Source organism: Aurantiacibacter sp. MUD11, assembly GCF_026967575.1.
Taxonomy (GTDB): domain Bacteria; phylum Pseudomonadota; class Alphaproteobacteria; order Sphingomonadales; family Sphingomonadaceae; genus Alteraurantiacibacter.
The window spans coordinates 2,228,851-2,252,207 of record NZ_CP114054.1 but is presented as its reverse complement, the minus strand read 5'-3'; the positions used below and the strand labels follow the sequence as shown (position 1 = coordinate 2,252,207).

At 65.9% G+C, this 23,357-nt stretch carries 18 protein-coding genes and 1 tRNA gene; 4 read left to right on the top strand and 15 right to left on the bottom strand.

Features of this window, described 5'->3' with window-relative positions:
* Positions 1-36: 36 nt before the first annotated feature.
* Entirely contained in the window at positions 37-1,467 is a 1,431-nt protein-coding gene (locus OZN62_RS11175; RefSeq protein WP_269099808.1) for a sulfatase family protein, read from the bottom strand.
* A gap of 89 nt (positions 1,468-1,556) precedes the next feature.
* Positions 1,557-4,601 carry a TonB-dependent receptor plug domain-containing protein gene (locus OZN62_RS11170; protein WP_269099807.1) on the bottom strand — a complete coding sequence of 1,015 codons (3,045 nt, stop codon included), beginning with the start codon at positions 4,599-4,601 and terminating at the stop codon, positions 1,557-1,559.
* Positions 4,602-4,727: 126 nt separating this feature from the next.
* Here OZN62_RS11170 and OZN62_RS11165 point away from each other — a divergent pair, with 126 nt between their 5' ends.
* The 4 genes from OZN62_RS11165 (at position 4,728) to OZN62_RS11150 (ending at position 10,872) form a co-directional block, all read left to right on the top strand.
* Positions 4,728-5,663 carry a LysR family transcriptional regulator gene (locus OZN62_RS11165; protein ID WP_269099806.1) on the top strand — a complete coding sequence of 312 codons (936 nt, stop codon included), beginning with the start codon at positions 4,728-4,730 and terminating at the stop codon, positions 5,661-5,663.
* 28 nt (positions 5,664-5,691) lie between these two features.
* Positions 5,692-9,174 carry a hydantoinase B/oxoprolinase family protein gene (locus tag OZN62_RS11160; RefSeq protein ID WP_269099805.1) on the top strand — a complete coding sequence of 1,161 codons (3,483 nt, stop codon included), beginning with the start codon at positions 5,692-5,694 and terminating at the stop codon, positions 9,172-9,174.
* Entirely contained in the window at positions 9,171-10,160 is a 990-nt protein-coding gene (locus tag OZN62_RS11155) for a DUF2891 domain-containing protein (protein ID WP_330848746.1), read from the top strand. Before OZN62_RS11160 ends, OZN62_RS11155 begins: the two co-directional genes overlap by 4 nt.
* A gap of 94 nt (positions 10,161-10,254) precedes the next feature.
* Positions 10,255-10,872, top strand: a complete 618-nt coding sequence (locus OZN62_RS11150) for a hypothetical protein (protein WP_269099803.1) — start codon at positions 10,255-10,257, stop codon at positions 10,870-10,872.
* A 12-nt stretch (positions 10,873-10,884) separates the two neighbouring features.
* Here the strand turns inward: OZN62_RS11150 and OZN62_RS11145 are convergent, their stop codons facing one another.
* The 13 genes from OZN62_RS11145 to OZN62_RS11085 all read right to left on the bottom strand — a co-directional run bounded on the left by OZN62_RS11145 (position 10,885) and on the right by OZN62_RS11085 (position 23,318).
* Entirely contained in the window at positions 10,885-12,612 is a 1,728-nt protein-coding gene (locus OZN62_RS11145; protein ID WP_269099802.1) for a methyl-accepting chemotaxis protein, read from the bottom strand.
* 20 nt (positions 12,613-12,632) lie between these two features.
* On the bottom strand, positions 12,633-14,090 hold the full coding sequence (locus tag OZN62_RS11140; protein WP_269099801.1) for a putative bifunctional diguanylate cyclase/phosphodiesterase: 1,458 nt from the start codon (positions 14,088-14,090) through the stop codon (positions 12,633-12,635).
* A gap of 169 nt (positions 14,091-14,259) precedes the next feature.
* On the bottom strand, positions 14,260-15,114 hold the full coding sequence (locus OZN62_RS11135) for a CheR family methyltransferase (protein WP_269099799.1): 855 nt from the start codon (positions 15,112-15,114) through the stop codon (positions 14,260-14,262).
* Positions 15,111-16,208, bottom strand: coding sequence for a chemotaxis-specific protein-glutamate methyltransferase CheB (gene cheB / locus OZN62_RS11130; RefSeq protein ID WP_269099798.1), 1,098 nt, complete (start codon positions 16,206-16,208; stop codon positions 15,111-15,113). Before cheB ends, OZN62_RS11135 begins: the two co-directional genes overlap by 4 nt.
* 11 nt (positions 16,209-16,219) lie before the next feature.
* Positions 16,220-16,585, bottom strand: a complete 366-nt coding sequence (locus OZN62_RS11125; RefSeq protein ID WP_269099797.1) for a response regulator — start codon at positions 16,583-16,585, stop codon at positions 16,220-16,222.
* Positions 16,586-16,645: 60 nt separating this feature from the next.
* Entirely contained in the window at positions 16,646-17,083 is a 438-nt protein-coding gene (locus OZN62_RS11120; protein ID WP_269099795.1) for a chemotaxis protein CheW, read from the bottom strand.
* The gene (locus tag OZN62_RS11115) at positions 17,083-19,434 is read right to left on the bottom strand and encodes a chemotaxis protein CheA (RefSeq protein ID WP_269099794.1); all 2,352 of its coding nucleotides are present in this window, start codon (positions 19,432-19,434) and stop codon (positions 17,083-17,085) included. The genes OZN62_RS11120 and OZN62_RS11115 overlap by 1 nt, the downstream gene beginning before the upstream one ends.
* Before the next feature lie 169 nt (positions 19,435-19,603).
* Positions 19,604-19,679, bottom strand: a tRNA-Lys gene (locus OZN62_RS11110).
* A gap of 38 nt (positions 19,680-19,717) precedes the next feature.
* On the bottom strand, positions 19,718-20,215 hold the full coding sequence (folK, locus tag OZN62_RS11105) for a 2-amino-4-hydroxy-6-hydroxymethyldihydropteridine diphosphokinase (protein WP_269099792.1): 498 nt from the start codon (positions 20,213-20,215) through the stop codon (positions 19,718-19,720).
* The gene (aguB, locus tag OZN62_RS11100; protein WP_269099791.1) at positions 20,212-21,075 is read right to left on the bottom strand and encodes an N-carbamoylputrescine amidase; all 864 of its coding nucleotides are present in this window, start codon (positions 21,073-21,075) and stop codon (positions 20,212-20,214) included. The genes folK and aguB overlap by 4 nt, the downstream gene beginning before the upstream one ends.
* 7 nt (positions 21,076-21,082) lie before the next feature.
* Positions 21,083-21,556 (bottom strand): YybH family protein, encoded by a 474-nt coding sequence (locus OZN62_RS11095; RefSeq protein WP_269099789.1) that lies wholly within the window; start codon positions 21,554-21,556, stop codon positions 21,083-21,085.
* Complete coding sequence (locus OZN62_RS11090; protein ID WP_269099788.1) at positions 21,556-22,494, bottom strand: class I SAM-dependent methyltransferase; 939 nt, start codon at positions 22,492-22,494, stop codon at positions 21,556-21,558. Before OZN62_RS11090 ends, OZN62_RS11095 begins: the two co-directional genes overlap by 1 nt.
* On the bottom strand, positions 22,494-23,318 hold the full coding sequence (locus tag OZN62_RS11085; RefSeq protein ID WP_269099787.1) for a class I SAM-dependent methyltransferase: 825 nt from the start codon (positions 23,316-23,318) through the stop codon (positions 22,494-22,496). Before OZN62_RS11085 ends, OZN62_RS11090 begins: the two co-directional genes overlap by 1 nt.
* Positions 23,319-23,357 lie beyond the last annotated feature (39 nt).

Genomic DNA, 23,357 nt, shown 5'->3' with positions numbered 1-23,357 from the left:
CTCGGCGGGAACTAGGCCGTCAGACAACGGACATTGTCAACTGTCCCAACCGAAATGGTCGGCCAGTTCGCGCGGGGTGAAGCGATAGCTTCGCGCTTCGGGCACATTGAGCATGCCTTCGTTCCAGCTGTCGAAGGCGCCTTTCAGCTCGGCGAACTTTTCCGGCAGGCGGAATTTCAGGTTCGCCCGTTCCAGCGGGTCCGCGACGACGTTGAACAGGTACTCTTCGCCGGCGATGTGCAGGTACTTGTAGTCCCCCTTGCGGGCGGCGCGCTGGTCCTTCGCCCAGAAACGCCAGAACAGGTAGCGGTCTTCCGGCACCGCGCCCGCCAGCACGCTGCGCAGGTCCATCCCGTCGCTGGGATAGTCCGGGTGCGGCGCGCTGCCGGCGGCGGACAGGAAGGTAGGCAGGAAGTCCATCGACAGGGCGGGGACGTCGGTCTCGCTGCCCGGCAAGGTCAGGCCCGGCCACTTGACGATGAAAGGCACGCGCATGCCGCCTTCGAGCAGTTCGGTCTTGATGCCGGTGAAGGGCCAGTTGTCGCTGAAGCGTTCGCCGCCATTGTCGCTGGTGAAGACCACCACCGTGTCCTGCTCCATGCCCAGTTCGGCAAGGCGGGTGAGCACGCGGCCGATGTTCATGTCGAGGCTGGTCACCATGGCGGCATAGGTTTCCATGTTGCCACCGTCGAAATGGGTGATGTCGAGCGAGCCGGGAATGGTCGGCCCGTGTTCGGCAAGGCGGGCGCTCTCGGCGCGACCTTCCTCGTTGTTGCCCTGCCACGGCCAGTGCGGCGCGGTGAAATGCAGGCTCAGCAGCCACGGCTTGTCCTCGGCCGCGCGCTGGTCGAGATACTCGATGGCGCGATCGCCCAGCAGGTCGGTCATGTAGCCGACTTCCTCCACCTGCACGTCGCCATCCCACAGGTCCGGGTTGCCGCCGACCGAGTGGGTGAAATAGTCGACACCGCCGCCACGGCAGCCCCAGAACTCGTCGTAGCCGCTCTTCAGCGGGCCGAAATCGGGCAGCCAGCCCAGGTGCCACTTGCCCACCAGCGCGGTGTGATAGCCGGCTTCCCTCAGCAGCGAGGGCATGGTCGGGTGTGCCGGGTCGAGGCCCAGCGAGCGGTCGCCCAGCGGTTCCTCCAGGCCGACGCGCAGGCGATACTGGTAGCGGCCGGTAATCAGGCCCACGCGCGTGGCGGAGCAGACCGCCGAATTGGCGTAGCCGTGGTTGAACTTCATGCCCTGCGCGGCAAGGCCATCCAGCACCGGCGTCTCGTATTCGCGGCGGCCGTAGCAGGAGAGGTCGGCGTAACCGAGGTCGTCGGCCATGATGAACAGGAAGTTCGGCTTGCGGCCCGGCGTATGCGCCAGGCCCGGAACGGTTACCGCCAATGTCGCGGCACCTGCCGCCCCCATCGCACCGCGCCGCGTAAACTTGTCCGGAAATCCTGTCTTCGACACCCTGGCGTCCCCCTTCTGGTTGTCCCGTCCGCCTGAAAGTTGCGGGAGCGGCCTTGTTAGCGGAGCACGGCCGCCCCCGCTACCTCGCCTTACATCCGCAGGCGCACTCCCACCGTGTAGCGGGTGCCGAGCACGTCATAGACCGATGCGTTGTACTGCGAGGAATAGCCGAGGAAGGCGCTGTAAGATGGGGTCAGCGGCGGATCCTCGTCAAACAGGTTGGTGACATTGCCGAAGATCTCCATCTCGGCCCCGCCGATGTCGAACTGATAACCCAGCCGCAGGTCGACATAGGTGGCGGCACTGACGGTATTGTCCTCGATGGTCACGCCTTCGGTCAGGCTGATGTCCTGGACGCCTTCGCCGATGTGGCGCACCTGCACGAGGCCCGAGAAGCCGTCGTTGCGATAGGTGAGGCTGCCGGTCAGCTTGAAGTCGGCATAGGGGAACTGCACACCCGAATTCTGGGTGGCGCCGGTCTGGCCCGCGAAATCGGTGGTGACGCCGGAGGAATTCGTCTCGGAACGTTCGAGCAGCCACGAGGCGAAGACCCGGCCGGAAAGCGACTCGTCCCCGCCCAGCAGGCTGAGCGGCGTCGTGTACCCCATCTCGAAGTCGATGCCGCGCACCGCCGACTGCGCCACGTTCACGAAGACGTCGCCCACCAGCACGATATCGCCATCGGCCGAGGGCGTGGCGATGCCCGAGGTCAGCGTGATCAGGTCGCAGAATTCCTGCGCGCTTTCGAGGAAGCAGCGATCCAGCACCGACTGGTTGCCCACCTGGCTGATCGCCCCGTCGATGGAGATGTCATAATAGTCGAGCGACAGCGACAGGCCCGGAATGAAGCTGGGCTGGAACACCGCACCGATGGTGAAGGTGTCGGCCTCTTCCGGGTTCACTGCCGGGTTGCCGCCGGAGAAGCGGGTGACGTTGATCGCCTCGATATCCGGCGTGCGCGGATCGTCGATCGTCGCCGCGCCGCCGGTGCGGTCGAAGCGTTCGGACAGGTTGCCGGCGCGCACGTCACGCGAATAGGTGCCGCGCACGCGCAGGTCGCCCAGTTCCAGCTCCAGCCCGCCCTTGTAGGCCCAGATCGAGCCGGAGCCGGAATAGTCAGCCCAGCGCACCGCGCCATTGGCGAACACGCCCACGCCATCGCTGTCGTACAGCGGCAGCAGGAACTCGCCGAACAGTTCCCACACCTCGGCATTGCCCTTGATGTTGGAGACCTTCGAATACTGGATGCCGACGGTGTTGAGGCAGTCCGGGGTGCTAACGCCGCGCAGGCCGGGCGCCTCGTCGTTGCAGAGCACCGGATGGCCATCGATGTGGTCGGAAGCCGGGTTGGTGACGTCCTGCACCAGTTGCAGGATCTCGTCGCGGCGATAGGAACCGCCCACGGCCACTGCCAGCGGTCCGGCCCACAGGTCGACCAGGTCGCCCGAGGCCGAAAGCTCGGCGAAATGCTGTTCGAAGGTGGTGATGTTCACTTTCTCGGCCGAGGTCGTGTAGCTGTAGCTGCGGCCGCTGGCGAAGCCATCGTCGGCGAAGGCGATGGGGGTGGTGATCGACTGCCCCGGCTCGAACCCGGTGACATAGTCGATGGCCGCCGCCGAGGCATTGCCGCGCCCGAACAGGTTGAGCGGCTCGCAGCCCGGGAAGGCATCGCCGAACAGGCTTACGCGGCAGACGATCTCACCCGTCGAGGGGTCCTCCACCGCGTCGATCGCGGCAAAGATGCGGTCCACCCGCAGGCCGAACTGGCGCCAGTCGCGCTTCGAATGGCCGTACTGGTAGAAGCCGTCGATGGACCAGCCATTGTCCATTTCGTAGCTGAAGCCGGCGGTGCCGATGTGCTGCGTGGTCTCGTCGTCGAGATACATGGTGCCGATGTCTTCGAGGCTGCCCATCCGGCGTAGCGTGAAGCTCTCGATGCCCTCGTCGATCATGGTCTGCCGCAGGTCGTCGGGCAGGAAGGCATTGTCCTGGAAGATGGTCAGCGCCGTGGGCGTGCCGCCGAAGCTGGCGCGCGGGCTGTTGTACTGCCAGATGCTGGTGCGGCCATGCAGGTACTGGCCGAAGACCATGAAGTTGTCGCTCAGTTCGAAGTCGGCATAGGTGAAGATCGAGTAGCGCTCGAGATCGGGGTAGAGGCTCGGCGCCTCGGCCCCCAGGTCGTCATTGCCGCCGCCGGCCGTGCGTGCGGGCGGGATGCCGTAGGGAAACTGACTTTCCGATCCCGGCGTGTAGGGCGAGACGTTCCCGCCTCTGTCGAACACCATCTCGTGGATTGCCGTGCCGGGCGCGAAGATGCGGCCGTCGAAGCTGGCATTGGCGGACACGGTGTTGGCGACGAAGCGATAGGGATCGGCCTCGGTGCCGCTGCCGAAGGTGCCGACAGACTGGTACCAGTCGCGGTCGTTGTAGGTGAAGATGCCTTCCTGGTCGTAGTACTCGCCGGAGATCAGGAAGTGGCCGCGACCGTCGGCGAAGCTGGTGCCATAGGCGGCAGACAACTCGTAGTTCTCGCCGTCATCACGGCTGGTGATGCCGCCCTGAGCAGACAGCTCGAGGCCGGTATAGTTGGTGTCGAGGACGAAGTTGACGACGCCTGCCACGGCATCGGAGCCATAGGCCGCCGAAGCACCGCCCGTGGTGGTCTCCACTGACTGGATCATCGCTTCCGGAAACAGGTTGATGTCGACACCGCCAAAGGCGCTGGTCGAAGGCACGCGGCGACCGTTGAGCAGGGTCAGCGTGCGGTTCACGCCCAGGCCGCGCAGGTTCAGCGTGCCGTAGCCGGAACGGACGAAGAAGTTGCCGCTGTTGGGCGTCTGGTTGCCGTAGAACTGCGGCAGTTGCGAAACGCCGGTAATCAGCGCGCCGGGCGACAGTGCCTCGATCTCGTCGGCGGCCACGACGGTGACGGGCACGGGCGCGGCCATGCCGTCGGTCTGGATGCGCGAACCGGTGACGACGATGTTGCGATTGCCCTCGCTGCCTTGCGTCGAGGCTCCTTCGTTTTCCTGCGCCATGGCCGGCGATGCAGCCAGGGCCACGGCCAGCAGGCTGGTGCCAGCTGCCAGCGCCCGTCCCGAACGCAGGCGCGATTCCACTTTCGATACCTTCATGTCGTGCTCCCCTCCCCTGGGATATTTCGGCGGATTTTCCGGTGAGGACGCAGCGGAAGCAACGCATGGCAAAGTAATGACACGCCATAATTTTGAAGTTATGTATGGTTTCGAAAGATATTCATTATGCCAAACCTGCCATTCACCCTGCGTCAGCTGGAGGTCTTCGCCAGCCTCGCCGAGAGCGGCTCCTTCCGGCGCACGGCGGAGGCGCTGGGCATTTCTCAGGCATCGGTCAGCAACCAGGTAAAAGTGCTGGAAGAACAACTGGGTGTGCGGCTGTTCGATCGCCGCCCCGGCCTCAAGCCGCTGCTGACGGTGGAAGGGCAATCCTTCCTGGAGGACTATCAGGCCTTCGAACTGGCCGCGCTACGGCTGGCCAGCCATCGCAAGTCGAACCCGGAAACCGACGAGCCGGTGCGTTACCGCATTCTGATCGGGCAGGGCATGTTCGACGGCTATATCCGCCCGAAGATGGACCTGTTCTTCGCCGACAACCCGCTGGTGGAGCTGGAGATGGAGGCCATGCCGCCATCCTCCGGCCTGATCCGCGCGCTGGAGACCGGGCGCTTCGACTTCGCCCTGCTCAACATGCGCACCGACCAGCCCTACGACAGCAATTCGCTGCGGCGCCTGTCCAAGGTGAAGGGCGGCATTTTCGGGCACCGCAAGCACGCGCAGGGCCGCTCGCTGCCGCTGTCCGCCGACGAGATCAACCTGCTGCCCTTCGTCCTACCCTCGGTCGGCAGCCGGCAGGAGCGCGAGCTGTTGCAAGCGCTCGACACCTTCGGCGTGCGTCCGCGCAAGGTGGTCTGCCACACGCAGTATTACGACGTGATGGCGACCATGCTGGAGCGCGGCCTTGCGGTTGCCTCCTTCTCCGAAGCCGTGCTGCCGGTGACCATGCGCGAGAACGTGGTGCAGCTGATGCCGGTGGAGGACTGGTACCTGCTGTTCTACCGCAAGGACGAGCAGCCCGATGCCCGGCGACAGGCGGTCGAGCATTTCCTCATCAGCAGCATCCTCGACGATCCGAACTATCCCGCGCTGGCCATTTACTAGCCCCCCGCCTCCCGCCTAGAGCACCGGCATGACCGGTTCCTATCGCTTCGCCATCGATCGCGGCGGCACCTTCACCGATGTCGTTGCCGAAACGCCCGCCGGCGAACTGGTGACTACCAAGCTGCTCTCCAGCGATCCGGCGCAATATGAAGACGCCGCCAGCGAGGCCGTGCGGCGCATCCTGGCGGAACATGGCGAGGCGCCAATCGCCGAGCTGCGGATCGGCACCACCATCGCCACCAATGCCTTGCTGGAACGGCAGGGCGCGCGGGTGGCACTGGCGATAACGGCCGGGCACGCCGACGCGCTGAAGATCGGCAACCAGGCGCGACCCAGGATTTTCGCGCGCCATATCGTCAAGCCCGAGCGGCTGGAGAGCCGCGTGGTCGAGATTGCCGAGCGCGTGGGGGCCGATGGCGAAGTGCTGCTGCCGCTCGACGAAGACGCAGCGCGGCGCGACCTTGCTGCCTTGCGCGAAGAGGGATTCGAGGCGCTCGCCATCGTCCTGCTGCACGGCTGGAACTATACCGATCACGAGGCGCGGCTGGCACAGATCGCCCGCGAACTGGGCTTCACCCAGGTCAGCGCCAGCCACGAGGTCTCGCCGCTGATCAAGCTGGTGCCGCGAGGCGATACCAGCGTGGCCGACGCCTATCTCTCGCCGGTGATCCGGCAATATGTCGAGCAGTTGGCCGCGCGCCTGCCAGACCATGGCAGCCTGCGTTTCATGCAGTCGAACGGCGGCCTCGCCGATGCGCGCGCCTTTCGCGGCAAGGACGCAGTGCTGTCTGGCCCGGCGGGCGGCGTCGTGGGCATGGTGGAGACGGCACAGGCGCTGGGCTACGGCAAGCTGATCGGCTTCGACATGGGCGGCACCAGCACCGACGTGTGTCACTATTCGGGCGAGTACGAGCGCACCGGCGACAGCGTGGTGGCGGGCATCCGCATCGCCGCACCGATGATGCAGATCCACACGGTGGCCGCCGGCGGTGGCTCGATCTGCCGCTTCGACGGGCGCGCCTTGCGCGTTGGCCCGGAAAGCGCGGGCGCGGACCCCGGCCCCGCCTGCTACCGCAAGGGCGGCCCGCTGACGGTGACCGACTGCAACCTCGTGCTCGGCCGGATCGACCCGGCGCAATTCCCGCATGTGTTCGGGCCGGACGGCGACCAGCCGCTCGACCCTGCCGCCTCGCGCAGCCGGCTGGAGGAAGTGCGCACAGCGCTGCCCGAACCGATGGCGGCAGAGGACCTGGCCGAGGCCTTCCTCGCCCTCGCCGTGGACGAGATGGCCAATGCCATCCGCACCATCTCCACCGCGCGCGGCCACGATGTCAGCAGCCATGCGCTCGCCTGTTTCGGTGGCGCGGGCGGGCAGTTCGCTTGCCGCGTGGCGGACGAGCTGGGCATCGAGACCGTGCTGGTCCACCCGCTGGCGGGCATGCTCTCCGCCTATGGTATCGGCCTCGCCCCGGTGGTGGCCATGCGCGAAGCCGGCGTGGTCCGGCCGCTGGAAGAGGACTTCTCCGAGGCTCTCTCCGCGCTGGAGACGCAGGTCACCGCGGACCTGACCGGACAGGGCATCGCCGCCGACCGGATCGAACTGGTCCGCCGCTTGCGGCTGCGCTTCGACGGCAGCGATACCACGCTCGACCTCCCGCTGGCGGATAACGCCGACAGCCGCTTCCGCGCCGAGCATCGTCGTCGCTTCGGCTGGTCGGACGAGAGCGCGCCCATCGTGCTGGAGGCGTTGAGTGTCGAGGGTCGCGGCCAGAGCGGCGGCCTCGCGGCAGGCAGCGCCGTCGGTTCGCGCGGCACCTTGCAGGCGGGCGAAGCGCTCGACGGTCCCGCGATGATCGCCGATCCCGGCTCCACCACCATCATCGAGCAAGGCTGGCGGGCAGAAATGGCCAATGACGGCTCGCTGGTCCTCACCCGCGCCCTTCCGCGCGAGCACAAGCAGGCGCTGGGGACCGAGGTCGACCCGCTGCACCTCGCCATCTTCAACAACATGTTCATGGCGATTGCCGAGGAAATGGGCGTGGTGCTGGAAAGCACGGCCAGCTCGGTGAACATCAAGGAACGGCTCGATTTCTCCTGCGCACTGTTCGACGCGACTGGCGCGCTGATCGCCAACGCGCCGCATATCCCGGTACACCTGGGCAGCATGTCCGCCAGCATCCGTCGCGTGATCGATAACCGCGCGACCAGCGACCGCGGCATCCGGCGCGGCGATGCCTATTGCCTCAACGATCCCTACGCGGGCGGCACGCACTTGCCGGACGTGACGGTGATCGTGCCCGTTTTCCTCGACGATGATGCCCCGGCGGCCTTCGTCGCCGCGCGCGGGCACCATGCCGATATCGGCGGCATCGCGCCCGGCTCCATGCCGCCCGACAGCAGCAGCATCGCGGAGGAAGGCGTGCGCCTCGATGACGTGCTGCTGGTGGACGAAGGCCGCTTCTGCGAGGCGGAACTGCGCGCGTTGCTGGGCGCTGGTGAATATCCGGCGCGCAACCCTGACCGCAATATTTCCGACCTCAAGGCCCAGCTCGCCGCCTGCGCTCGCGGTGCGGACCTGCTGGGCGAAGCGGCGAACGAACACGGGGCGGATGTGCTCGCCGCCTACATGGGCCACGCGCTCGACCACGGCGAAGCTTCCGTCCGGGCGCTGATCCAGCGGCTGCAACCCGGCAGCTTCGCCTATGCCATGGACAATGGCGCGCAGGTGTCGGTCGCCATCTCGATCGACCCTGACACGTCCTCCGCACAGTTCGACTTCACCGGCACCAGCGCGCAACTGCCGGACAACTTCAACGCCCCCGAAGCCATCACCCGCGCTGCCGTGCTCTATTGTCTGCGCTGCCTGATCGACGACGATATTCCCCTGAACGACGGGTGCCTGCGCCCGGTCGAGATCGTGCTGCCCGCAGGCTCGATGCTCTCGCCCAAGCCGCCAGCCGCCGTGGTCGCGGGCAATGTCGAGACCAGCCAGGTCGTCACCGACGCGATCTTCGCCGCGCTGGGTGCACTCGCGCCGTCGCAAGGGACGATGAACAACTTCACCTTCGGCGACGAGACGCGGCAATATTACGAGACCATCGCGGGCGGGTCCGGCGCGGGACCGGACCATGACGGCACCAGCGCGGTGCAGACCCACATGACCAACTCCCGTCTGACCGATCCGGAAGTGCTTGAGACGCGCCTGCCGGTGCGCGTCGAGCGTTTCGCCATCCGCACGGACTCGGGCGGAAAGGGTGCCCACAAGGGCGGCGAAGGTGTCGAACGCGTGATCCGTTTCCTCGAGCCCATGCGCGCGCAGATGCTCGCCAACCGCCGCAAGGTGGCCCCGCGCGGGATTGCCGGGGGCAGCGATGCGGCGCCGGGCGACACTCTGGTGCAGCGGGCCGACGGCACCATGCTGGACCTTGGCGCGAGGGGCGCGGCCGACATGGCACCGGGCGACACGATCATCATTCGCACGCCGGGCGGCGGAGGCTATGGCAAGCGATGATGGAACTGACGTCCGCCCTCGCCAGCCGCTTTGCCCGCACCGCGCTGGGGCATGTGACGCGCGAATACCCGAACAAGCTCGACCACGTGCTGGACAGCGATGCCGACGCCCGCACGCCGCGCGAGCTGCACCCCGCGTTCTACGGCAGCTTCGACTGGCACAGCTGCGTGCACAGCTGGTGGATGCTGCTCACCTTGCGGCGGCTGTTTCCGGAAGCCCGTGAGGCGGATGAAACCGCCAGTCTGGCCGGGGAGGTGCTGAGCGAGGCCAACCTCGCGCAGGAACTCGCCTATGCCCGCCGGCCGTCCTCGACGGGCTTCGAGCGACCCTATGGCTGGGGCTGGCTGCTCTACCTCCACCACGAAGCCGCGCTTCACGAAGACGAGGCATGGGGCGAACGGCTGGAGCCGCTCGCGCTTCTCTTCGCAGCCGGCTTCCGGGACTATCTCGGCAAGCTGTCCTACCCGATCACCGTCGGCACCCATTTCAATACCGCCTTCGCGCTGACGCTGACACTCGACTGGGCGGACCGGTTCGATGTGGAACTACGCCGCGACATCGATGCCTGGGCGAAGAGGCAATTTGCCGACTTGCCCGAATATCGCGGGTGGGAGCCGGGTGGAGACGAATTCCTCTCCCCTGTCCTCAGCGTCGCCCTGCTGATGAGCAAGGTATTGCCTGAGGGGGACTTCGTCCGGTGGTTCGAACGCGTGCTGCCGGAAGGCGGCTGGCTCGAAACTTCATGCCGGCCGGTGTCGGTCAGCGATGCCAGCGATGGCAAGATGGCCCATCTCGACGGGGTCAACCTCAGCCGCGCCTGGGCGCTGCGCACGGTCGCCGGGCAACTTCGCGACGGGTGGCGCTGCGACGCCATGCGCGCCCTTGCCGAACGGCACTTCGCCGCCTCGATAGAAGCGGTCGACGGGCACTACATGAGCTCCCACTGGCTGGCGAGCTTCGCCACGCTGGCGCTGCTGGCCGATTGATCCCCAGACTCTTGCAATCTGGGGAGTGCCTGCTGTATGTTAACGTTCTCAACGAGTGCAAATAGCACCATCTGTCTTGTGGAGAGCCGTTGCCATGAACCGACTGACCCGCGTCCTTGCCGCCGCGCCGCTGGCGCTCGCCATCGTCGCTGCCACGCCCGTCGTCGCACAGGATGAACCCATCGAGCCACGCAACACGCGCGGGCTGCCCGAAGAACTGCAGGCGATCGACGATATCCTGGTCGGCGGCCTGCTCAACGATCCCACGCGGCTGGACTGGGATTTCTACGGCCCTCTGGATCGCGAGACGATCACCGACGCGTCGATTCCGGGCGGCGGCGTTGCCATGCGGTACGATATGCGGGAGCGTGGCCAGGCCTATATCGGCGGTGCCAATATCCCCTTGCTGGCCCGCGTGCGCGAGGGGGAGCGGATCACGCTCGGCTTCTATGCCAGGACTGTCTCGGCCGTGACCGATGACAACAAGGGCAAAGTGCGCATCCGCTTCCAGGTCGATCGCGAGCCCTATCCGGGCTTTGGCGATACGGTGCTCGACATCGGCGAGGAATGGGCCTGGTACGAGGTGACCACGATCGCGGATCGCGACCTGCGCCGTTATGGCATCGTCGCCATGCAGTTCGGAATGGCCCGGCAGACCATCGAGATCGGCCAGGCCATTGTCGTAACCGGAACCCCGACCATCATCGGGTAAACCGGACTTCGCTCAAGCGGCGCGGATCTTCGAGAGGAACTCGTCCGCCTTGGCGCGCAGGGCACTGGCCTGCATTTCCAGCTCGCTGGAAGACGACAGCACCTGCGATGCCGCGGCGCCCGTTGCCATCGTCCCTTCGCGCACCTGCACGATGTTGGACGAAACGTCGTCGGTGTTGCGGGCGGCAAGATCGATGCTGCGGGCAAGGTCCTGACCGGCAACGGACTGCTGGTCCACCGCCGCAGCAATCGAAATCGAGGTCGATTCCAGCTGGCCGACGTGCTCGCCGATGGTGCGCAGCGCGTCCACGCTGGCGGCGGTCGATTGCTGGATCGTGCGGATCTGCGCGGCGACATCGTCGGTCGCCTTGCCGGTCTGCGCTGCCAGATCCTTCACCTCGGCGGCCACCACGGCGAAGCCGCGTCCTGCCTCGCCGCCGCGCGCCGCCTCGATCGAGGCATTGAGCGCCAGCAGGTTGGTGCGCTTGGCGATGTTGGAGATCAGCTCCACGATCTGGCCGATCTGGCCGGCTGCCGCATTGAGCGCGGAGATCGTGTTGTTCGCTTCGGTGGCATTGGTTGCCGCCGTGCGGGCCAGGTCGGCCGAGGTCGAAGCCTGGCGGCTGATCTCGCCGATCGACATGGCGAACTCGTCACTGGCAGCCGCAGCGGCGGTCACGCCCGAGGACGCTTCGGTCAGGGCGGTGGAAACATCGCCCGCCTGCAGCGCCGACTGCTCGGCACTGGCGGCCATCGAGCTGGCGGTTGCCTGCAGCTCGCTGGAAGCAGCGGCAACGCCCTTCACCACGTCACCCACGGTACGTTCGAATTCGTCGACCATTTCGCGGATCAGCGCATCGCGCTGGCGCGCGGCTTCTTCGCGGGCGCTCTCGCGTTCTTCGGTCTGCAGCAGCTTGTCCTGCGCATCCTTCGCCGCTTCGGCCTGCAGCCGCTCCATCTCGACCATGTTTTCCTTGAACACCTTCAAGGCCCGGGCGAGTTCGCCGATCTCGTCGGTGTTGTTGGCGTGCGGGATGCGCGCCTCCTTGTCACCGGCGACCAGCTGGCGGGTAGCTTCGGTAATGCGGTCGATCGGACGGCCGATATCGGTGCGCACGACCTTCCACGCCATCAGCAGGTTGGCGACGGTCAGCAGGCCCAGCACGGCCACCAGCGTGATCAGGAAACTGGCGAAATCGCGGCCGGCTTGCTGCGTTTCGACGTTCAGCTCGTCCATCGCGGCAAGCAGCTCGCTGGCAGCGGTCGAGGCATTGCCTCCGGCCTCGAGCACGGCTGCGCGGGCGGCCTCGTCGCCACGGGCAGAGGTGCCCAGCGATTCGACCGACATCTGGTAGCGCGACAGCCCTTCGCCGAGTTGCGAAGCCAGCGCAGCGCCATCGGTATCCAGCGTGGAAACGCGCTCGACGGCGGCATCGACCGCGTCCTGCGCGACATAGAGGTCTTCGACGGCAGCCTGGCGAGCGGCATCGTCATTGAATTCCAGGTAGCGGTCGACGCTGTCCTGCGCGGAAAACAGGCGCGTGCTTGCCTGCGAGGCGTTGCTGGCCGCTTCGGCTGCCCGGATCTCGCTCTCGACATGGTCCTGGATGCGCGCGACGCCAAAGATGGCAGTGGTGACGATGGCCAGCGAAAGCCCGGCCACGAGGCCCAGGACGATGCGCAGCTTGCTACGGATCGTCTTGTTGGAGAACCAGGTGAAATTCATCGGTGTACTCGCCATGTCCTGTTCCAATCTCAAGTTCAGGCTATCTTCGTCTCGACGCTTTCGGCGTCGTTGGAATTGTTCAGCAGGGTTGCTTCAAGTTCGTCTGCGGGCATCGCCTTGTAGTAGAGCCAGCCCTGGATCTGGTCGCAGCCGGCCATGCGCACGAGCGCGGCCTGGCTTTCGGTTTCGACGCCTTCCGCGGTCACATCCATGTCCAGCGAACGCGCCACCGCGATGCTGGCCAGCATCATGGCGTGGATGCCATTGTCGCTGGCCGCCTCGACGATCAGCGACCGGTCGAGCTTGAGCTTCTCGAAGCGGAACTGCCGCAGGAAGCCGATGGACGCATAGCCGGTGCCGAAATCGTCGAGGACGATGCGCACGCCGAAGTCGCGGATGACATCCATCGAATTGCCGGCGATCACCGAATCCAGCACCAGATGCGTTTCGGTCACTTCAAGCTCCAGCCGCTCGGGCGGGAACCCGGTTTCTTCCAGCAGGTAGCCCAGTTCCACCGGGAATTCGGGGTTGCGCAGCTGGGCCGCCGATACGTTCACGGACAGCTTGATGTCGTCCCAGCCCAACGCATCGATGCAGCCCTGGCGCAGCACCCACATGCCGATCTGGTTGATCAGTCCGGATTCCTCGGCCACCGGGATGAAGATGTTCGGGCCGACATGCTTGCCGTCGGGCCGGGTCCAGCGGATCAGCGCCTCGACCGCGACCACGTCCTTGGTCGAGGCATCGACCAGCGGCTGGTAGTGCAGGTGGAATTGCCCTTCGCGAAGGGCAATGCGCAGATCGTGGTCCAGCGCGGCCAGCTCTTCCCGCAGCGTATCGAATTCCTCGCTGAACCAGGTGCAGCGCATCTTGCCGGCACGCTTGGACGCGTACATCGCCACATCGGTACGCCGCAGCATCTCGGAAGAGGTCAGGCCGTCGTTCGGATCGCTGCGGGCAAGGCCGATGCTGGCGCCGATCACGATCACCCGATCGTCGATGACGACAGGCTTGGTCAGCCGCACCAGCAAGCGCCGGCATATACCTTCGAGAATGTTGGAGGCGATGGGGCCGACGGTGAGCATGGCGAATTCGTCGCCGCCGAGACGATAGACCGTGGCCTCCTCCCCGCTGGCATCGCGGAAGATCTTGGCACATTCGTTGATCAGGCGATCACCGACGAAGTGGCCGTAGTTGTCATTGACCTGCTTGAACCCGTCGAGGTCGATCAGCGCCAGAGCAGCTTCCTGTTCGTCGCCGTGCAGCGCCTTGAAATCGTTATGCAGCGCGCGACGGTTGGGCAGGCCGGAGAGGCTGTCGGTCAGGCCGACCTTCTCCAGCGCCTTCATCTTGGCGAAACCGAACTTGGCCACCAGCGTAACCGACAGCACGTAGGCGCCCAGGCTGCCCAGCACGACACCGCGTGTCAGCTGGATCGGCGGCGACGAGAAATTGACCAGCGCATAGAGGATCCCGCCGAACACGATGCTCATCACAACCAGCGGAAAAAGCACCGAAAAACTCGGCGAAAAACGTTCGATCTGGTTAAGTGTGATCACCCCTGAAGCCCTGCCCATCCCATTCCAAGGCTGCACAGGTAAGGGAACATGCTTAAGATACTGTAAAGCTTGAACTAGTGAAATTTGGGCCCGCCTGAGGGGCCTAGGCTGCCACGCTGGTGCCCGCAGCCCGGCGTGCCGCTTCCGTCAGGCGGAACATCCCGGCCGGCTTTTGCGCCGGTTCGAAACAGGCCGTCTGGCCCACCGTGGTTTCGCCTGCGCCAAGCAGCAGCAAGCCATCGGGAGCCATGCCGGTGGCGATCTGCCCGAACGCCTTGCTGCGCGTTGCGGCATCGAAATACAGCAGTACGTTGCGACACAGCACCAGGTCGAATTCGCCAGTGCGCGGCGGTGTCGCCAGCACGTTGTGGTGCCGGTAGGTGATGTTCCGCAGCAGTTCCGGTGACACCTTCCAGCGCCCGTCGACCTCTTCGAACCAGCGGATCATGCGCTTCATGTCGAGCCCGCGCTGGGCCTCGAACGCCGTGTAGCTGCCGTTCCTGGCCACTTCGAGCGCACGGTGCGACACGTCGGTCGCGACGATCTCGATGCTCCAGTCCTCCAGCAGGGCCTTGCGCTCGGCCAGCAACATGGCGATCGACAGCGGCTCCTGCCCGGTCGAGCAGCCGACACACCAGACCTTCAGCCGGCGACTGGCGGTGCGGCGGGCAATCAGGTCCGGCAGCACGTCGGTCGCCAGCGCATCGAAGATCATCTGGTCGCGGAAGAAGTAGGTCTCGTTGTTAAGCAAGGCGTCCGCCACGCGCGACGACAGCGGGCATCCAAACGGCGAGGTCAGGTGCGCCACCAGCTCGTCGACGGATACTGCATCATGTTCGCGCAGCAGCGCCGAGAGAGCGGATTCGACCCGCCACTGGCGGCTTGGGGTAAGGTTCTGGCCGGTGCGCTCTTCGAGCAGGCGGGCCAGCACCTCATAGGTCATGTCCCGCTCGATCATGCGGCCATTCCCAGCAACTTGGCGACCTGCGGACCGATCTGCTGTGGCGGCAGCACGGCCGAAGCCAGCCCCGCTTCAGCCACGCCGCGCGGCATGCCCCAAACCGCCGAAGTGGCCTGGTCCTGCACGAAGATGCAGCCCCCGGCCTCGACCAGTTGGTGGGAGCCGCCGGTGCCGTCACGGCCCATGCCGGACAGCACCACGGCGACGACGCGGCCTTCGTATGCTTTCGCCAACGAGGCGAACATCGGATCCAGCGAGGGCATGCAGCCCGTCGCCGCTCGCTCGTGCGTCAGCTTGACGACAAGGTCCTTGCCTGCCGCCTTGACCTCCAGGTGCGCATCGCCCGGTGCCACCAGGATGCAGTCTGGCCGCAGTCGCATTCCCTCCACGGCCACCAGCGCCGGACGTCCGGACGCCTTGGCAACCTGCTTGGCGAACACGTCCATGAACGAGGCCGGCAGATGCTGGCTGATCATGATCGGGACGCCGATGCGCGGAGGCAGCGACTTGAGCAGGGCTTCGAGGGCGGTAATGCCCCCGGTCGAAGCGCCGATCGCCAGTACTTCGGGCGCACCGGCGACAGGGCGCTTGCGCTGGGCCAGTTCGACCTTGGGCGGGGCGACCTTGACCGTGCAGGTGCGGTCCTTGCCCAGCGCGGCCACGCGCAGCGCCAGCTCGCGCCGGTACTCGCGGTCGAAACTGCCGGACGTCGGCTTGGGGAAGGTGTCCGTAGCCCCCAGCGACAGGGCTTCCACCGCCAGTTCCGCGCCGTCAGGCGTATGGTGGGATACGACGATGATGCGCGCCCCGCGCGACTTCTTCACCAGCAGCGGGATGGCGGCGATCCCGCCCATGCCCGGCATTTCCAGATCCAGCAGGATCACATCGACGCGTGCGTTGTCGAGATAGTCGAGCGCCCGTTCGGCATTGCTAACGCTGGCGACGACTTCGATCTTCTCGATGGCATTGACCGTGCGGCCCAGCACCGTGCGGGCGGTGATCGAGTCGTCGACGATCATCACCTTCACGACTTCGCCGGCCGAGCGGCGCGAGGCCTCCGGCAGGACTGGACTGGCGCTCTGGCCCGTCATGCGGTTCTACCTCAGGCCATTCCCACGAGTTGCAGCTTGATGTGCAGCGTTTCGCGATCGAACGGCTTCATCACATATTCGTCGGCACCGGCATCGATCGCGGCACGGATGTGCTCGATGTCGTTCTCGGTGGTGCAGAACACCACGCGCGGGGCGTCGCCGCCCGGCAGCTTGCGCAGCGTCTCGATGAATTCCATGCCGTTCATGACCGGCATGTTCCAGTCGAGCAGCACCACGTCGGGCATCTGCTGTTCGCACTGTTCCAGCGCGATCTTGCCGTCCGCGGCTTCTTCCACCGCGAAGCCCATGCCTTCCAGCAAGTGCCGCGACACTTTCCGGATAACGCGAGAATCGTCCACAATCAGGCATGTCTTCACTTTATTGTCTCCCTGCATGACCCTTGCGACCCCAATAGCAACCATTGGGTAATGAGAGGTTTACGCCGCCTGTGCTGTTTCCGCGCCCGACACGAACCGTTCGGGGCTGATCACCAGCAAGGGGCCGATTTCCGTTTCCGCCATGCCCAGCGCATGCGCGGTCCATTCACCGCCGAGATCGGCTTTGACTTCTTCCAGTTCCCCGAAGAACTCGGTGACGTCTTCCACGTGGTCGACCATCAGCGCATAGCCATGGTCGTCCACGTCGATGACGATGCCGAGACCATTGCCTTCGATATATTCCGAAGGATGCCCGTCGACGATCTGGGCACAATCAATCACCGTCAGTACCCGGCTGCGCAGGGCGGTAAGCCCGGCGATGCGGGAGGGTGCGCGCGGCACGCGTTCCAGCTTGCCCAGTTCGATTACCGACAGGATGCCGGCGGTCGGCAAGGCCACGCGGCGTCCGGCGATGCTGGTTACGAGCAATTGCGACATCAGGCGGCCTTTCCCTTGCGCGCAGCGCCCAGCGCGGCCACCAGGCCGTCGCGGTCGTAGCGGTAAATGGTGTCTTCGCTGTCCTTGTCCGCTTCCTCGGCCGTGCGCAGCACGATGTGCTTGCCGGCGGGCAGGCTGGCGGTGTTCTCGCCGTCGAGGCAGATGGCAACGTCGGCTGCCGTGCCGTCGCTTTCATCGACCACGCGATAGCCCGCGGCCTCGATTACCGGCTTGAGGAAATTCTGCGCCCAGCGATCGTGCGCGGACAGGCGACAGACCGGCAGGTCGATCAGCTGCGGCGCCTCGCCGTAGGTTGCGAACAGGTAATGGCTGTCGAGTACCTCGACCGGCTTCTCGTCGATGAGCGCCACGGCTTCGACCTCGACATCCGCCTTGGCGGGTTTGAAGTCTTCCGGCAGGTCGGCGATGTCGGAATCGAGGCGGCAGGCATAGGCCAGCACGGCGTGGCCATCGTTCAGGCGCAGGATGCGAATCTTGCCCGATTGCTCCTCGCCTTCCGGGATACCAGCGACGGGCACGATGTTCTCGCCCAGCACCACGCGCCAGCTGCCACCGGTACGGGTGAGCTGGCCGGCATCGACCGTGTCGATCCGCTCCACCACCGCCATGCGCAGCGCACGGCGGCGCCCGTCGAGCGTGGTGAAGATGATGATCGGCTCCTTGGCTTCCTCGTGTTCCCACTGACGGCGCGCGTCCTCGCGCAGCTGGCCACGGCCATCGACACCGATCTCCAGGCCTGCCGCGCGGGCAATGCCGGTGACATCGAGCAGCAAGGTGGGCGTGCCTTCGTCGGAAAGCGTGGTGCCGGCGTAGAGGCCGGTGGTCATCAGCGCGGGCGCAACCGGCTTGATCACCAGCTCCTCGTGCGCGACCACGTCGTCCACGGCGAGCACGAACAGGTTGCCGCCGGCGAGCCGCAGCACCACCAGCGAACGGCGTTCTGCCTTGGAATCGTCCACGTCGAGCATGTCGGCCAGGCGCACGCAGGGCAGGCGCTGGCCGCGGATGCCGGCAAACCAACGGTCACCCATCTGGTCGAAGGCGATCTTGTTGCCGGTGGCATCGACGATTTCCTCGATGAAGGAATGCGGGATGCCCATGGTCTGACCGCCAACGGTGACGGTGACGGCCGGAGTGATCGACAGGGTCAGCGGCAGCTGTAGCAGCACGCGCAGGCCGGTGCCGACGATGGAATCAATCTCCAGCGTGCCACCGATATGCTCCACGTTGGCGCGCACCACGTCCATGCCCACGCCGCGGCCGGAAATCTCGGTCACGCGGTCGGCGGTGGACAGGCCGGCCTCGCACATCAGCATGTGCTTTTCCTCGCTGGTCATCTCGGCGGCCTCGGCCTCGGTGATGATTCCGGCGGAAATGGCCTTGGCCACCAGCTTGCTGGCATCCACGCCGCGGCCGTCGTCGTTGATCTCGACGATGATCTTGTTGCCCGACTGCCGGGCGGAAATCTTGATCAGGCCGATTTCGCGCTTGCCGGCGGCCTTGCGTTCGGCGGGCAGTTCGATGCCGTGGTCGATGCTGTTGCGGATCAGGTGGACGATGGGGTCGCGGATGACCTCGATCATCTCGCGGTCCAGCTCCACGTCGCCGCCATCGGTCTCGATCATCACCAGCTTGTCGAGCTGGCTGGACAGGTCGCGCACCATGCGCGGCAGCGAGGTGAACAGCGTCTCGATCGGCTGCATGCGCGTTCGCGTCATGGAATCGCGCACTTCGGTAATCAGGGCAGAGAGGCGATCGAACGGCGCGCGCAGCACGTGGTCGGCGCCCAGGTCGTTGAGTTGACGGGTCAGTTCGTTGCGGGCGAGCACGACGTCGGAAACGCCGCTCATCACGCGGTCGAGCAGGTCGACCGGCAAGCGTACCGAGCGTACGGCCACCGGCTTGGAAGTGATCTTCTCGACCGTGCCCTCACCCCCGTCGCCGGAGTCCAGATCCTCCATCTTTTCGCCGCGCAGGGCCGCGATGAGGCGGGAATCGTCACCCGGCGGGCAGCTTCCGCTGGCCGCAATGTCCTCGGTAATCTCGGAAATCCGGTCGATCACCGCCAGTACGGCGCTGACGACGGGACGATCCGCCTCGCGGCGTCCTTCGCGCAGGTCCGAAAGGACGTCTTCGGCGGCGTGGCTGAGCTGTTCGAGGCGGGCGAAATCGAAGAATCCGCAGTTGCCCTTCACCGTGTGGACGAAGCGGAAAATCGAATTCAGGCGCTCGCTATCGGTGGGATCTGCCTCCCACGCGACAATCTCGCTGCCCAGCGCCTCGACCATCTCCTGGGTCTCGGCGACGAATTCGGTAATCAGATCTTCCATATACGCGCCCCAAGCCTTCGGACTGTGGCTATGAACGGGAATGGTTAACAATCGCCTTAGGGATTGTGCTGCAAGGTCAGGCCCTTGGCAGATTGGCTCGCGCACGCCCTGTCCACACGGCCAGCATTGCCGAGGATCAGGAAGAACTGACGGGAATTAAGGGAGAAGATGGTGAGCCCTGCTGGGCTCGAACCAGCGACCTACTGATTAAAAGTCAGTTGCTCTACCGACTGAGCTAAGGGCCCCCAAGGGATTGGGAGTGGCAGCGCTGTGCTGCGGGCGCTCACCTAGGCACCGGGCGGCGGCGGGTCAAGCGTGCATGCAGGTGTTTCAGCGTGAGGCCGCTGACGGGGTCGCGCCAGCCGGGTGCCACCGCTGCAGCGGGTCCGAGCACGAAGTCGCGTTCGCGGAACAGCGGGTGCGGGATGAGCAGCTCCGGCGAAGCGAAGATGCCCCCGCTCCACAGCACGATATCGAGGTCTAGCGGGCGCGAGCGCCAGCGCTGTCCACGACGGACGCGGCCAAAGGCGGCCTCGGCTTCCTGCAGGCAGTGCAGCAGGCCCGTGGGCGCCAGCTTGCTCTCCAGCACCAGCGCGGCGTTGGCATAGCGCCGTTGCGACGGGCCGACCGGGGCGCTGTCGATGATGGGGGACCGGGCGCGGACCTTGCCCAGCGTCTCGTCGATGATTTCCATCGCCGCGGCCACCACGTCGCGCGGCGCGCCGAAGTGGGGATGTCGCTGGTTCGAACCCAGCGCGACGATGTAGCCGTGCTTGCTCAAATGTCCTCGGCAATCCGCCCGTAGAGCTGCGGGCGGCGATCGCGGAAGAAGCCCCAACTGGCGCGGTGCTGACGCGCGGCGTCGAGGTCCAGCTCGGCCACCAGCACGCCGGTTTCCTCGCGACCGTACTCGGCAACCATGTCGCCCCATTCGTCGCAGATGAAGCTGTGGCCGTAGAAGTTGTTGCCCGCTTCCTGCGAGCCCTCGTGGCCGATGCGGTTGGCAGCGACCACCGGCATGCAGTTGGACACCGCATGGCCAATCATCGCGCGGCGCCACATGCGGCTGGTATCCATGTCGGCATCCTTGGGTTCGGAGCCGATGGCGGTGGGGTAGAACAGCACCTGCGCGCCCTGCAGCGCCAGGCACCGCGCGGTCTCGGGATACCACTGGTCCCAGCAGATGCCGATGCCGATGCGGGCACCGAACACGTCCCACACCTTGAACCCGTCGTTGCCGGGGCGGAAGTAGAACTTCTCCTCGTAACCGGGGCCGTCGGGGATGTGGCTCTTGCGGTAAGTGCCCATGATCTCGCCCTCGGCATCGATCATGGCGAGCGTGTTGTAATAGTGGTGCCCGTCACGTTCGAAGAAGCTGGTGGGAATGGCCACGCCCAGCCGCTTCGCCAGCTTCTGCATCGCCACGACCGAGGGGTGCTCCGCCGTCGGGCGCGCGAGGGCGAAGAACTCGTCCTTCTCCTCGCGGCAGAAATAGGGGCCGGAAAACAGCTCCGGCGGCAGGATCACCTGCGCGCCCTTGCCCGCCGCTTCTTCCACTAAAGCGGAAACGGCAGCGATGTTCACGGCCTCGTCCTCATGTCCGAGGGCGAGTTGCAGGGCGGCGACGGAAAGCTTGGTCATGGGCAAATCAGCTCGAATGGTCGGCAATGATCCGCCAGCTACCGTCCTCCCGCGCAAACACAAGACTTGTCAGCCCGGTCGCCGGTTCGCGGGCATCGGGATAGGTCAGGATGTAGCGACCGATGTAGAGCGCATGGCCATCGCCCAGCGGCCGGAAATCGACCGTCTCGAAGGAGAGCATGCCGCGCTCTGCCGGATCCGGCTGCGACCAGTCGTAGGCGTCGCGATAGCGTTCCTCCATCGCCGCACGTCCGCGCACCAGACCGTCGGAGCCGACGAAGCTGGTTTCCGGTGCTTCCGAGTAGATGGCGAGGAAGCGATCCATGTCGCCCTCGTTCCACCCGACCGCGCTGTCCTGCATCACCGCCTCGATATCGGCGACCTGGGGCGCGGCAACGCTCTCCGGTTCCTGGGAGCCGACATCGGCATCGGGCGCGCAGGCCGCCAGCAGCAGCGCCAGGGCAGGCGCCACGAGGCGCATCAGCTGACCTTCCGGAACAGCAGCGTCATGCGGTCGCTCTCGCCGATCTCGGCGCGGCGGGTGCGTTCGCGGCTGCCCTCCGCAGCTCCGGCATAGCTGGGCGGCAGCGACCAGACGCCACGTTCCCAATCGGCGGGGTCGCGCGGGTTGGCGTTGATCTCGCTCGCCGCGACCAGTTCGAAACCATAGACCGCCATCAGCCTGATGACGTCTTCCTGCCGCTGGTAACCGTTGTCACCCAGGGTGTAGTCGACCGGCGCCGTGGCACGCGCCCGGTGCTGCACCACGCCCAGCAGGCCATCGTCCTTCAGCAGGGTGCGGATGGCGACCATCGAATCGTGGAACCAGCCGAACCGGCGCATATTGTGGATTTCGCGAAAGATCAGCACCCGGTCCGCCGTGCCGGCGAAGCTGGCCAGCTCGTCATCGGTGTTGAGGCCATAGACCCGCGCACCTTCCAGCCCGACCCAATCGCGCGCGTCCGACGGGATGCGCGAAGAGGCATTGCGATACATGTCCCAGTAGCCGGTCAGGTCCGGATGCAGTTCCGGGTTGAGGCCGATGTAATTGCCCTCCCGCCCGAGGTAGGGGATCAGCACGCGCGAGTACCAGCCGGTCGCCGGCATGTAGTCGACCACGGTCATGCCCGGCCGGACGTCGAAGAACTCCAGCGTTTCGGCAGGGTGGCGATAGGCATCGCGCGCCCGGTCCGCGTCACGTCGCGGATGCGCCAGCACGGCTTCGAGGCTGCCTTGAGGCACCGCGACCGGGTCTGCCTGCTGCGGCTGTTCCTGCTGCTGGTCACGCCCGGTCAGCACGTCGAGCACGCCGCGCAGGATCTGTTCCCCGCGCGAGGGTTCTTCCTGCTGTTGCTGGGCCAGTGCGGGGGTAGTGACGGCGAGTGCCGCGGCGGCGGCAATGATCGAGGTAATACGCATCAGTCAGCCTTCCTGAACAAGAGGGTCATCCGGTCGCTTTCGCCGATCGCCCGCAGGCGTTCGTCATCACCGCCTGCCAGCACGGGCGGCAGCGTCCAGACGCCACCTTCCCAATTCGCCGGATCGTCCGGATTGGCATTGATCTCGCTGGCGGCGACCAGCTCGAAACCGTTGATGGCGAACAGGCGGACGACATCCGCCTGCCGCAGGTAGCCGCGGCTGCCGTTGGCATAATCATAGCTCGCATCCTCGGGCGCGCGGTGCTGCACCACGCCGACCATGCCATCGTCCGCCAGCAGGCGGCGGATGGCGCGTAGCTCGGTATCGGCCGCCTCGGCATTGAGCATGCCGTGAATCGAGCGGAAGACCAGCACCCGGTCGACCGTGCCGGCCACGCTTTCAGGTATCTCGTCGCTTTCGAAGGCAATCACTTCGTCATCGGCAAAGCTGCCAAGTTGGCGCGCGGTGGCGGTGAAGCTTTCGGTCCAGCCCTTGCCGCGCGCTTCGGCGGCACGGTTGGGCCAGGCGATACCATCGGAATCGCGGTTCATCGCCATGTAGGTGCCCTGCGGGCTGATCCACGGCGCCAGCACGCGGGCGTACCAGCCGCCGCCGGGGCCATATTCCACCACGGTCATGTCCGGCTCCACCTCGAAGAAGGCGAGCGTCTCGGCCGGATGGCGATACTGGTCGCGCGCGCTGTCGGCAGCGCGGTGCTCGCTTGCCAGCACGGATTCGAGCGAGAGCGCCTCGGCGTGGTGGTCAGCCAGCGCAGGCGCGGAAACCGCCAGCGCAGCGGCAGCGAATAGGGGGGCAATACGCATCGAAAATCTCCCGGAATTTCGTTGCCGGACACCCTAGCC

Excerpts from the sequence above, each read along its gene's own strand:
- OZN62_RS11165 (WP_269099806.1), top strand. The coding sequence starts at position 4,728 with ATGCCAAACCTGCCATTCACCCTGCGTCAGCTGGAGGTCTTCGCCAGC.
- OZN62_RS11095 (WP_269099789.1), bottom strand. The coding sequence starts at position 21,556 with ATGCGCCTCGTGGCGCCTGCCCTGGCGCTGCTGCTGGCGGCCTGCGCG.
- OZN62_RS11085 (WP_269099787.1), bottom strand. The coding sequence starts at position 23,318 with ATGCGTATTGCCCCCCTATTCGCTGCCGCTGCGCTGGCGGTTTCCGCG.
- OZN62_RS11115 (WP_269099794.1), bottom strand. The coding sequence starts at position 19,434 with ATGGAAGATCTGATTACCGAATTCGTCGCCGAGACCCAGGAGATGGTC.
- OZN62_RS11120 (WP_269099795.1), bottom strand. The coding sequence starts at position 17,083 with ATGTCGCAATTGCTCGTAACCAGCATCGCCGGACGCCGCGTGGCCTTG.
- OZN62_RS11150 (WP_269099803.1), top strand. The coding sequence starts at position 10,255 with ATGAACCGACTGACCCGCGTCCTTGCCGCCGCGCCGCTGGCGCTCGCC.
- OZN62_RS11090 (WP_269099788.1), bottom strand. The coding sequence starts at position 22,494 with ATGCGTATTACCTCGATCATTGCCGCCGCCGCGGCACTCGCCGTCACT.
- OZN62_RS11135 (WP_269099799.1), bottom strand. The coding sequence starts at position 15,114 with ATGATCGAGCGGGACATGACCTATGAGGTGCTGGCCCGCCTGCTCGAA.
- OZN62_RS11155 (WP_330848746.1), top strand. The coding sequence starts at position 9,171 with ATGATGGAACTGACGTCCGCCCTCGCCAGCCGCTTTGCCCGCACCGCG.
- aguB (WP_269099791.1), bottom strand. The coding sequence starts at position 21,075 with ATGACCAAGCTTTCCGTCGCCGCCCTGCAACTCGCCCTCGGACATGAG.
- OZN62_RS11160 (WP_269099805.1), top strand. The coding sequence starts at position 5,692 with ATGACCGGTTCCTATCGCTTCGCCATCGATCGCGGCGGCACCTTCACC.
- OZN62_RS11170 (WP_269099807.1), bottom strand. The coding sequence starts at position 4,601 with ATGAAGGTATCGAAAGTGGAATCGCGCCTGCGTTCGGGACGGGCGCTG.
- cheB (WP_269099798.1), bottom strand. The coding sequence starts at position 16,208 with ATGACGGGCCAGAGCGCCAGTCCAGTCCTGCCGGAGGCCTCGCGCCGC.
- OZN62_RS11145 (WP_269099802.1), bottom strand. The coding sequence starts at position 12,612 with ATGGCGAGTACACCGATGAATTTCACCTGGTTCTCCAACAAGACGATC.
- OZN62_RS11140 (WP_269099801.1), bottom strand. The coding sequence starts at position 14,090 with ATGAGCATCGTGTTCGGCGGGATCCTCTATGCGCTGGTCAATTTCTCG.